Genomic DNA, 11,113 nt, shown 5'->3' with positions numbered 1-11,113 from the left:
GCTTGGATATCTTCGATGGCCTTGGTTTGGTTGTTGAGGTGCTCAAGGCGTAGTTTGTGGACGGAATTCTTAGTGCGTGCGTCGAGTTCTTCGAGGCGAGCGGACTGAATATTGAAGCTAGCGGGCTCGACGGCGGAAGCAACGGGTGCGATCGCAGCGGATGCAACGAGAACAGTTAAGGCGGAAAGCAGTGTGCGTTTCATGGTTAAAGCTCCTTGAGGAATCAGTGATTGACTTCATTGATTACAAGAATGCCGGGGGTAGCTGAGGCTTATCTGACGGATAACTGAAGGTTGCTTAAGGGGTTTCTGAATTTAGCTGAGGAAATGTGGTGATGGGGGTCACAGAGGGCAGTGGGCGATTGCGATCGCGCCAGCGCTGACTGGTCAGTGCGTAATCGCCCAATATCGATTCAATAAACCGAAGCCCCCACGGACGCTGAGGCTCATGGGGGCTTCGGTTTAGATATAAAGTGGAATTCAATAAAGCACTCTTTTCATGAATCCACTCTAGGCCAGAGAGAGTTACATAGGAGCCTTTGCCAAATAATCCCATGGTCTCCTTATACAACCATTAAGATTACTGGGCTTGGGTTGCGATCATAGCTTTAAAGCACAGCAGCACCCAGAACAACTGACTGAGGAACTCTTCTACATTAAGCAAAACCTTTCAGAGTTGTTGTATATCAGGCAAACCTACTATAAACAGAGCTCTCTAGTGCAAGTAAGAAGAAATATCAGTGATGTGTTTGGGTGCTGTTGTTGAACAGTCGGATAATTCTATCGAAATATCTATCGTTAGACCTCCTTTTGTTGTGGCTATGAGCCTTTCAGCCCATGTCCTTAGGATATTCCTACGGTGCTTCAGTATCTCTTCTCTGATACAAACGTTAACGTTGTTATTTATCACTGTTGTTTCTATCAATCAGTGAGATACATCTATGGGCGCTGTGGTTGGAGAGTGCCAAAAAGTTGGGGGGAAGCTTGAAAACTCCTGCGATCTCATGGAGATATAACCTCCCCCAACCTCCCTAGGAGCTATCAGTTCAAGGTTTTCCTCATCGGCATCAGTCCGATGATTGGGCGATGACTGCTGGTCAGTGACGAAGGCAGTCGTAGATCTTCATTCCATCCTAAAGGTTGAGATGGGCTGGAGTGACGATCGGTGAACCAGGAAAAGAGCACCCATATGGTCTAAAATTCACTCAAACAAGTCAAGAGATTTATAGTCAAATAAGTGCTGAGCAGCAATTATCCCATCGGGACATTGGAGATGAAAATTGTGAATGATGGTGAGCACTTTCAAGGTCTATTGAGCTAAACTCTCTGCCGCAATGATGCAGACGAGTCAGATAGCCATTAAGATTTTCGACTGCCGGCAAGGTTCGTATTGGCTATCCATCACACTTAGCATCTGTAAAAAGCATTATTTTAGGTTGATATTGTGACGATCAAAAAACAGTTAAGTTTGGATATAGAAAAAGAATACAAAATAGCTAAGAAACTTGGCAGATACTTACTGGCCAAAATAATTAGTAAATTTCCCACTAGTTCAGAATACTGGGGGCCTCCTAAAGATATTTATGAAGAAACTTATGATTGGTTTGTTAGATCTCAAGCCAAGGATTGTAATTTTCAGGCACACTATCAAGCGCTTTATCCAGCAGAGGTCAGGAGGCAAATAGAAGACCCTAAAGGGTTGCAAATTGATCCTCCATGGCAGTTTCGCAGATTATTAGGTGCTCCAAATTATGAAAGTCCTATCGACTTTTTGGTTACCATCTCAGATGGGCGAATTTATAGTTCGTCTGCAAGTGTAATCACCCCTGACGACTACTTACTAAGTGATCTATCCAGAGAGTTTGATTATAACCAGGGAAAACACTCTATCTTTTTCAGGATGAAATTGCCTCAGGTCTCTTACCTTAAAGAAACTGTCGCTGTTTTAGCAACTGCAGGTGGTAATACTTATTGGCACTGGATGTTTGATATTCTGTCAAGATATCATCTTCTAGAGAAAAGCGGTATTGCCCTCGATTCCATCGACAAATTTATCATCAATAAGGTTCATTTACCCTTTCAGAAGGAAACACTTCAGAAAGTTGGTATTCCAGATGCGAAGATTTTATTTAGTCGGAAATACAGTCATATTAAGGCCAGCAGACTTATCGTCCCCTCTATTCCGCGTAATGTCCCTAAACCCTGGGTGATTGATTTTTTGCGTAAGCGCATTTTGAACGACAATGAAGTAGAAAATGGTGAGGTTATCAGTGGAAAGTATCTCTACATTAGCCGGGATGATGCTAAAACAAGAAGAGTATGCAACGAGATCGAGGTTGTTCAGTATTTAGAGACTCTGGGTTTCCGCAGCATAACGCTGGCTGGGCGATCAGTTACTGAACAAGCAAAAATCTTTGCAACAGCAGATTGTATTGTTGCCCCTCACGGTTCTGCATTAACGAATATCATTTTCTGTCAGCCAGGTACCAAAATAATCGACATTTTCCCGCCAGAATATATCAACCCTTGTTACTGGATTTTGAGCAATCAACTAGGACTAAACTATTATTACTTAGTGGGAAAAGGGACGCTTATCCCCGCTCCTCCACAGAACTACAATCCAGAGGTTTGGGCGAAGCTCAAGCATAACAACAGAGTGGATATAACGGTCGACATCCAGGGACTGAGACAAATCCTTGAATTAGTTGGTCTCGGCATTTGAGCAGGAATGGAACAGGAGCTCACGCTACGACTCGAACCCCCTGTACAAATCGCTGAACGGTTGGACGTTAGCGAGGCAACGATTCGTAACCGTTAGTTTGAGTGAAAAAAGGGTGCCCTGGGAATGAAGCCTTTCACAGATTACGGAGTCTGCACCGGGCAACCAAGCCTGAGTACCGCAACAGTTCGGTCATCTGTTCGCGGACTTAGCCTGAGCGTCCAGCGCGTTTAGGCGAGCTTCCTGGATGTTATCGATAGCTTTGGTGCGAGCGTCCAATGCTGCCAAACGAGCGGCTTGAATATCCTCAACGGCTTTAGTTTGGTTGTTAAGGTGCTCCAGACGTAACTTGTGAACGCTGTTCTTGGTGCGAGCGTCTAGGGCCTCTATCCGAGCAGCTTGGATGTCTTCGACGGCCTTAGTTTGGTTGTTCAGATATTCAACCTGGATTGGTTGCTCAATTGTTGTTTTAGTGCGGGCGTCTAGGGCCTCTAAGCGAGTAGCTTGAATATCTGCGATGGCCTTGGTCTGGTTGTTGAGATGCTCAAGGCGTAGTTTGTGAATGGTATTCTTAGTGCGGCGGTCAAGGGCTTCGAGGCGAGCGGACTGAATATTGAAGCTAGCGGGCTCAACGGCGGCAGCAACGGGTGCGATCGCAGCGGCAGCAACGAGAACGGTTGAAGCAGAAAGCAGTGTGCGTTTCATGGTTAAAGCTCCTTAGGTATCAGTGAAGTGTGTTTACTTGCTTCATTGATTACAAGAATGCCGGGGGTAGCTGAACGCTATCTGACGGGTAACTGAAGGTTGCTTAAGGGGTTTCTGAATTTAGCTGAGGAAATGTGGTGATAGGGGTCACAGGGGTGGTGGGTTGCGATCTCAGCTTGTACCCTGCCTATTTTGAACACATAAAAGCCGTGAGAAAGTCTTCTCCCTTCTCACGGCTTTTATGTGATTCGCTTGCTCACGCTAGACAGACTCGAAAACAACGATGGTCGATAGCCTATTGCACAACTACAGAGCCTTGGGTTTCAGGAAAATAAACGTTGCTCGACTGCTGACAACAACGGTTAACTCGTTTGTACTGATTAAATGCTGTGACAGAGCGGCTTTTCCGGTATCGATAGCTGTTCAATGCATTGGTAAATTTCAGTAATTAAACTCTCAGATGACTTTTTATCTGCGCTATTCATTGAATTCCTGTGTTTTTCACCCACATAGAAGTCACTATGTACACTTATGCAGACGTCAGGCTTGGCGAGACTACTGAACTGTCCATGTGATCTTCGCTACTTTGGGTTTCTTTTAGTCGGCTTGCTAATAGACCCAGCATGGTAGCAATAGCTTCGGGGGTTAAATCGTCAACAAAGACTTTAAGAAATAAAAACTGCTTAGCTTCAGGCGGCAAGGCTCCAATCAGTTTTTCCAGGTTATCTGAACGTATGTCGCTTCCGTTGCGAAAATTGCTAACTGTGGCTTCCCGCAACCCTGTACTGATTGCAAGGGACTTACCAGTTAGACCGAATTCCTTCAGAGTGAGATCAAAGGCTTTGGAAAAATTCATCCTGTTACTTTAAAAAGTAATCACTTGGTGTATGATTACAAACAACTTTGATTGGAGTTTCAAGAATTACCGTTAGTGGTAATTCTTGGCTTCATTATGCCACCTTTGTCAAGCAAGTCCCCTTGTTTCGCAGAGATAGGGCTAAAAAGTTAAAAACCCACCTCCTGGCAGAGATGGGTCAAAGGCTTGGTTGCATTGCTGCAGTCAAGCAAAATTCAAAATAGCTGGTCTGATTATATGACAAAAATACGTAATTCTTCCAGCCCCCTGGAAGAAAGTTCACGCTACGTGCTTTTGGATGAAGCAGCGGTTAACCGTTTGATAGATGCAAAGTTAACCGCTGCTCAGTACCGTACAGTCCTGTACTTTTCCCTTGTAGATCCCTTCGGCAATCGGTTTGTGGATACCAGTGGTCAAATGGCTAGACAACGCTTAGGGATTAGTAAATCGACTTACTACGATGCGCTGTCCGTTCTAGAGCGCGAGCAGCTGTTTGAGTTTGAAGATGTTTCCTTACGGGTCCGAAACCGAGCAGGTAGCAAGTCACCCGAAAAATACTCTGACAAAAAAATAGTCCGAGAAATCGGAACTCAGTCCGAAATTTCGGGATCCAGTCCAGAAAATCAAACTCCAGTCCGAGAAATCGGAACTCAGTCCGAAATTTCGGAAAATGAATCGCTGAAAGCTTTTGATATCAAGATTTCTAAGACTCCTCAATATCATTCATTAGATTTCAATCAAGATCAGAATTCTCTAAAAAAGAGAGAAAACCAAATTCTTAATTTTGAAATCGAACCAAATTACAGAGATTGGTTGCTTGCTAAAGCCAGTCGTTTACCAGATCCACCGACACTTCGGGAACTGTGGCTAGAGAAACAGAGCGTCAATCCTGCCAACTTGCGTGAATATGAGGCATGGCAATCTGTCCAACAGCAAATAGATCCCCTTCCGCCGCCGCTGCCCTCAGAAGCGCCTGAGTCAGAAGATGAGAGCATTGAGGCGAAACTGGCACGTTATCAAAAACTGTGGTCTATAACGCCCATGCGTAAAGGGATTCAAAATGCGATCGCAACCCACCCTGAATGGAAGATCGATATCGGCTCGGATGGTCCCCGCTGGAAGCCAGCTCCCCCAGAACAGAATTCTGAGCCAGTACCGGAGCTAGAACCGTCAGCCGTATTGCATCGTTTGAAAAATGCCATAGCTACCCAAACCCCGATCACCCCGCAGTTGCAGGTCGACGCTGATCGCTGTCATATCGATATCCTGCAGCTCCAGGCAGAATGGGATTTAGCGGCGGGGCCTCCGGGCGCAGCTGCGGACGACATGCGGCAAGCGGGGTGATGCTATGAATCTGTCTCCAGACGATATCAAACAGCTATGGGAAGCAGAGCACTACACGCCTAAGGGTTATCTGCATTGTTTGCTCTTGGCCCATCGCCCCCCAGGAGAACCCTGGAAAATCGAGAGTGTGGCTGAGTTCTGCCAACGCTGGAATTTTCCCGAACGCCAGTTTTATAAAGCAAAAGCGGCGCTGGTGGCCGACGACCTGATCGACGAAACGATTACTGACTGCGTTGAACTAACCGCGCGTCCTCTTGATACCTCAGAGGTGTCCATGCCTGCGCTAGGCGAGCTAATCGCCGAAACACTGAATGCCCAGCCGGAGCAGCCGACCGACAACAGCGACTGGGCGACCTGGTACGACGAAGCGCGGCGACGTGGCTTAGTGCTGGCGTCCCAACGTCAGGGCGAGACAACCATGGTGTGTCTGGTGGATGAGCAGTGGGTACCGTTTGAGGAGTTGCGTTGGCGTAGCCGCTCCAGCGGAGCATCGCACTCCTGGGACGAGCTAGAAGCTCAACTCAAGCCAATGATGGTGGATGCGATTACTGAAGCGGTTGAACTAACGCCGGAACAGCAGAAGATTTTAGCGACAATGTCTCGGTTAACGGGAGGATAGAACCATGCCAATGGACCGCAGTCTTTATCCTGAAAACTGGGAGGAGCTAGCCCTAGAAATCAAAACCGAAGCCAACTGGTGTTGTACCGAATGCGGGCGACCCTGTCGTCAGCCTGGGGAGTCGCCGGACGACGCCATCACCAGAATCGAGCGCTCCAATCATCCCAAGGTGTCGGAGCTGTGGGATGTGGTCGAAGACGCGGAGCCGGTGGCGCGGTTGGGGCGGTTTACGTTGACCGTTGCTCACTTAGATCATGAGCCTGGGAATTGCGATCTCAACAACCTAAAAGCGCTCTGTGCTCCCTGCCATGGCACCTATGACCTTAAACAAATGGGCCGTAAGCGTGTGCTCAAAGCAGAACGAGCGGGGCAGCTGCGCACGGATGACATTCTGAACGATACGCAGCTGGCGTTGTTGTCTGAGCCGGTGGTCTATCAGCGTGTAGATCCGCGTTCTGGGGGACGACGGACGATGGTGCGTAAGCCGCTGGATGCGGAGGGAAGTCGGCGGAAGCATCGGGCTCCTGGTAATGCCTCAGGCTGGATTGAGGAGCGGACTGGTAATAAGAAGCGGGCGAATCCTAGCGTGAGTTATTACTATCGCTGGGATAGCCATAAGGGCCGGGTGAGTGAGTATATACGAGCGAGTCAGGTGACGCGGGTGGCGAGGCTGATTGAGGCGGAGCGGCCTGCGTTGGAGATATTGAAAGTTGTTGTTGAAGGAAAGCGAAAGATTTCAGGTGTGTCGGTAGAGTTGCTGAGGTGAGGGTGATGAAGTGACGAATGCAGAGCACTTAGATCGGTTGCGACAGGGAGTAAAAGAATGGAATCAGTGGAGAGAAAAGAATCCTAATGTTCAACTTGACTGGTTTCAAGCCGACCTGTCTGACTTGAAACTGAATGGAGCGAACCTTTGTGAAATCGACCTGAGTGGGGGCGATCTAATGGGAGCCGACTTGATGGAAGCTGACCTTAGAGCAGCCAACCTGCGTGGAGCTAACCTGGCTTTAGCTAACCTTAGATCAGCTAATCTTGGGGCAGCTAACCTTGGAGCAGCTAATTTATCTTTTGCAAACTTGAGTGAGGCCAACCTGAGTGGAGCCACTTTGAATTATGCCAATCTGAGTGGAGCCAGCCTGCGCCGAGCTCGAATGTTGGATACTAATTTTGAGAGCGCTATCTTAACAGGTGCTTGCATTGAAGACTGGCATATTAACAGTGCTACCAACTTGAAAGATGTTGTTTGTGAGCATGCCTATCTCAAAGAAAATTTGCAAGAACGTCGTCCTTATGGCGGTAGCTTCCAACCAGGAGAGTTTACCCAACGGTTTCAAAAGTTTCTAGAAACTGTCGATCTGTTCTTTGTTGATAGCGTTGACTGGAAAGCCTTCCTCTCATCATTTCAAGATTTGCAATCCGAGTATGGTGATGAGAACTTAGCGGTTCAAGGCATTGAGCGCAAAGCCCAGAGTAGCTTTGAAATTCGTTTGGCCGTGCCACCAGAAGCAGATAAGGCTGAAATTGAGAAGGTTGCCTATGAGCGCTACGAGATTAACCTCAAACAGATTGAATCACAATATAAGAAACAACTTCGATTACAAGGTGCTCACCTAGACGATATTCAATCAATTCTCAAGGTTGAGCGCGATGAACGAACACGACTTTCTAAGGTGGTAGAGAAAATGGCTGAAGGACAAGAAACTCCTAAGTACGACCTTCGAGAAGCCCAATTCGCAGGCGGCTTCGCCGAAACCGTCCAAGGCGACCAAATCGGCGGAACAATCAACAACTACGGCTCCAACACCGAAGACATCACCCGTCTAATCGCCGCCCTCCGCGACCAGGCCCAAACCTTCCCCACCGACCAAAAAGACGACGCCAACGACGCCCTCGACATCCTGGAACGCGACCTTGCAGAAGAGCAGCCCGACCAAGACCGCATCGGTCGGCGGTTGAAAAAGCTGGTTGCGATCGCAACTACGCTCACCATTGGTGCCACTGCCTTTACCGCTGACCTGGCGCAGCTGGCCGACGTCCTCAACGTGCCGCTATCCCAGATAGAGCAAGTGCAGCCGGAGCAGCTGCCGCCGAGTAATTAGACCTAACGTTGTATTTTCCGGTCGCGATCTCAGCCCTCGTCACCCGCCTAGCCAGCGGAACCGCCACCGTCTAACACACCTTAAACCCAGTTACAGTCTTCGCCAGCGCGGCTTACCGCCCCGCTGGCCACGATGCCCTATAGCCATTCATCGCCTTGATTTACGAACGCAGCAAAAGCAAGTTTGTCAAGCAAGTTTGCAATTCGTTACATTTTGCGTTACATTGATTTACATAAGAAACCAGTCATCACATTAGGACATCCCATTATGTACACCACCATTAACGAAACCGGGCAGCTCAATAACTACGCCACAGAGCCCAATATGTATCTAGCGTCCTATCCCGCACCTGAGCAGCAGCGTCGTTATCTGCTCCAGGGTGGTCTCGCCACGTTACTCATCAGTGCATTGACGCTGACTGCCCTAGCCGTGAGCTAGTTCACGTAAACAGCATTGATCCGTCAACGCCTGTCCTCTTCACAACACGTTTTACCGTCAGGAGACAAAACTATGTTTGGAATTTTATTAGCCGTCATTATTGTGGGTTGGTTAGCTGCCGCCGTTATTGGCACCCAGGCCTACTTCCTCGGAGAGCAGTCCAAGCCTATCCACGAGCGCAACTGGAACTCCGAAGGTTTCGAGACTGTTGCCAAGTTGGTTACCGGTCGTGAGACTGATTTCAGCGAACGGACCTATGCCTTTGGTGGTGATGCTTACACCAGCAACGTAGCCAACAGCTAATTACCTTAGTTTTAACTGTCACCTCAAACTTATTCTATCGATCCCTAGGGGTTCTCTCTCCTATCCTAGGGATCTTTTTTTGTCTCTTCGCCTGTGCAAACTTCAACCTCCCATTAGTTCAAGCAATTCAGCTAAAGCTATGTAGCGTCTATAATCTGACTCTACATAGCACTTACCCACGAGTTTGGACACAGCTGTTGGTTTAGCCTTACCATGCTTGGCAGAGACCTCACCCATAGCGATGTGACGACATTAGGTTTAAACCGACATTCCGCCCTCTTAAGTGGCACATTGACAATAATGCGTTTTCTCAACAGAGTAAGTAGTAGGCTTGTGAAGCAGAGCCAAGGAAACGCAGAATGTTTCGGTGATTTTCGGTCAGATTTACGATCTGCTGTTGGCCATTAATACTGACCATATGAATGGCCATGAAACATTGAAAGACCCATCGTAGCGTCGGCGTTTCAGTCAGTTTACCAAGTTGGTTAGGCAGGGTTTCATGGGCAACTTTCAAAGCATTTCGAAGTTGTCGCTGGCCTAGATTATAGACCAGTAAACACAGGCCCATAATCATCCCCAACGCCATGATGCGCTCAGGGGATTTAAGAAAGACACTGGAGGTGAAAAATAATGGGTCTTTTAGAAACCGAAACCCTCGCTCGGTGCCCTGTTGCGCCTTATATTCGGAGAGAATCTCATCGGTTGAAAGGTGGATTGAGTCAGTGTCTGCCTCCTCCAGAGGGATCTCAGGTGATGCCAAGACATTGGTGGCCAGGATAAATCGTCCTGCTCTGCGCCGTTGCAGGGCGTCGGCCTCAGGGTCGAGTGTCAAGGTGGCCTGAACGTGATAGCTCACGGAGGTCGGTGGGGCGGTTTTGGCCGGTCGTCCGGGGTGGCCATAGTGAGCCTGTTTAACGATGTTAGAGTCCGTGATGAGATGGTAGTTTAAGGTCTTCTCAAACCGCTCTACTGCCTTCTGGGCATCCGCTTCACACGCAAACGGTTGATGGCTAAGACGGTCTAACTCAGTTTGTTTGCGTTGGGTGGATTTGGCGCACCGCTTCTCCCATTGTTTCAAGTCCGAGGCTTGACGGTGGCTCGATTCAACCACAATCCACCGTTGCTGTACATCGCCATAGGTGCAACACACCTCAGCGATGCGATACCCGTCGCGCTGACTGGGACGAAAAGCACTGTCGTCGATGTCTTCAATCAGGGCATTGGCTTGGGCCAGGGTTAACGGTACCCGAGAGATCCACCGCAAGCTTCCCAATTGCTGCACATTATCGGCACTGTAGAGCGCCGAATCGGCAACATGGACCCCTTCAAACTCCCATTGTTGCTGGAACTCGCCGAGGAGTCCGGCAAAGCGAGCTTTATCCGATTGATTCCCATCGGCCAGTTCGAGGAAGGCTGGGATATCGCCATCTCCCCAGCACACCAGATTCATCACAAACTGTTTCAAGTCAGGGCGATGGTCACGCGAATAGCCATGGCAGACTTGAATCGGCACCGTTGCGGCTAGGGAACCCGTATCAGTCGATTGTACATAGTCCCCAGACACACTCATCGACGTGGCATCTAAGTGGGCTCGCTCACAGCTAACGTCAAAGCGCTTGACGGCTTCCAGGCAAATGGCCAAAAACACAGATGTGATGCCCGTTTGATAGAGACGATCTAACACACGCCCTAAGCGATCATCATTCAGATACTGAGGCAAGACATCGGAGCCTAGCAGATGCTCGGTGGCTTTGCTTTCGAAAAACTGCTCGAACAAATACAACGGGGCAGATACAAACCCCAACCCATTCAAGATCATCGCTTTTACTGCTATCCCGGCGCTGATCTGCTCATGCGGATCTTGGCCAAGACACTCATTGATGGTCTCAACCACACCCAGCTCATCGACAATACCCGCGACGATGCCTAGATGGTCTACGGTTTGGACGACGATATCGATAAGAGGCTACCCTTTGCGACGATGTTGACGTGTATCATCGCTCATTATTCCAAATGTGACAATCCAGAGGG

At 48.5% G+C, this 11,113-nt stretch carries 11 protein-coding genes and 1 pseudogene; 7 read left to right on the top strand and 5 right to left on the bottom strand.

Annotation, left to right across the window (positions count from 1 at the left end):
- Nucleotides 1–203 (bottom strand): annotated as a pseudogene (locus tag N836_RS54040) (hypothetical protein); the annotation flags it as partial.
- 94 nt (nucleotides 204–297) lie between these two features.
- A complete protein-coding gene (locus N836_RS54035; RefSeq protein WP_023073183.1) occupies nucleotides 298–555 on the bottom strand; it encodes a hypothetical protein in 258 nt (85 codons plus the stop codon).
- Between the two features lie 888 nt (nucleotides 556–1,443).
- Here N836_RS54035 and N836_RS54030 point away from each other — a divergent pair.
- The gene (locus tag N836_RS54030) at nucleotides 1,444–2,721 is read left to right on the top strand and encodes a glycosyltransferase family 61 protein (RefSeq protein WP_023073182.1); all 1,278 of its coding nucleotides are present in this window, start codon (nucleotides 1,444–1,446) and stop codon (nucleotides 2,719–2,721) included.
- Nucleotides 2,722–2,910: 189 nt separating this feature from the next.
- Here N836_RS54030 and N836_RS54025 read toward each other — a convergent pair whose 3' ends face one another.
- Both N836_RS54025 and N836_RS54020 read right to left on the bottom strand, forming a co-directional pair.
- Entirely contained in the window at nucleotides 2,911–3,423 is a 513-nt protein-coding gene (locus N836_RS54025; RefSeq protein WP_023073181.1) for a hypothetical protein, read from the bottom strand.
- Between the two features lie 529 nt (nucleotides 3,424–3,952).
- Nucleotides 3,953–4,279: a hypothetical protein gene (locus tag N836_RS54020; RefSeq protein ID WP_023073180.1), complete on the bottom strand. Its 327-nt coding sequence runs from the start codon at nucleotides 4,277–4,279 to the stop codon at nucleotides 3,953–3,955.
- 237 nt (nucleotides 4,280–4,516) lie between these two features.
- On the opposite strand from N836_RS54020, the gene N836_RS54015 reads away from it, so the two are divergent.
- From N836_RS54015 to N836_RS53995, 6 genes are all read left to right on the top strand, one after another.
- Nucleotides 4,517–5,623, top strand: coding sequence for a hypothetical protein (locus N836_RS54015; RefSeq protein ID WP_152532148.1), 1,107 nt, complete (start codon nucleotides 4,517–4,519; stop codon nucleotides 5,621–5,623).
- A 4-nt stretch (nucleotides 5,624–5,627) separates the two neighbouring features.
- On the top strand, nucleotides 5,628–6,242 hold the full coding sequence (locus N836_RS54010) for a hypothetical protein (RefSeq protein ID WP_023073178.1): 615 nt from the start codon (nucleotides 5,628–5,630) through the stop codon (nucleotides 6,240–6,242).
- A gap of 4 nt (nucleotides 6,243–6,246) precedes the next feature.
- Nucleotides 6,247–7,008: a hypothetical protein gene (locus tag N836_RS74190; RefSeq protein ID WP_023073177.1), complete on the top strand. Its 762-nt coding sequence runs from the start codon at nucleotides 6,247–6,249 to the stop codon at nucleotides 7,006–7,008.
- 10 nt (nucleotides 7,009–7,018) lie between these two features.
- Nucleotides 7,019–8,341, top strand: a complete 1,323-nt coding sequence (locus N836_RS73385; protein ID WP_023073176.1) for a pentapeptide repeat-containing protein — start codon at nucleotides 7,019–7,021, stop codon at nucleotides 8,339–8,341.
- Nucleotides 8,342–8,608: 267 nt separating this feature from the next.
- Nucleotides 8,609–8,779, top strand: coding sequence for a photosystem II assembly protein Psb34 (gene psb34, locus N836_RS75875; RefSeq protein ID WP_023073175.1), 171 nt, complete (start codon nucleotides 8,609–8,611; stop codon nucleotides 8,777–8,779).
- Nucleotides 8,780–8,851: 72 nt separating this feature from the next.
- Nucleotides 8,852–9,082 (top strand): photosystem II protein, Psb35-related, encoded by a 231-nt coding sequence (locus tag N836_RS53995; protein ID WP_023073174.1) that lies wholly within the window; start codon nucleotides 8,852–8,854, stop codon nucleotides 9,080–9,082.
- Between the two features lie 310 nt (nucleotides 9,083–9,392).
- Here the strand turns inward: N836_RS53995 and N836_RS53990 are convergent, their stop codons facing one another.
- Nucleotides 9,393–11,042, bottom strand: coding sequence for an IS1634 family transposase (locus N836_RS53990; protein WP_031292849.1), 1,650 nt, complete (start codon nucleotides 11,040–11,042; stop codon nucleotides 9,393–9,395).
- Nucleotides 11,043–11,113 lie beyond the last annotated feature (71 nt).

The sequence above is a fragment of the Leptolyngbya sp. Heron Island J genome, from assembly GCF_000482245.1.
GTDB lineage: Bacteria > Cyanobacteriota > Cyanobacteriia > Phormidesmidales > Phormidesmidaceae > Leptothoe.
The sequence above is the reverse complement of the archived record's forward strand: the minus strand, read 5'-3'. Positions and strand labels throughout refer to the sequence as shown.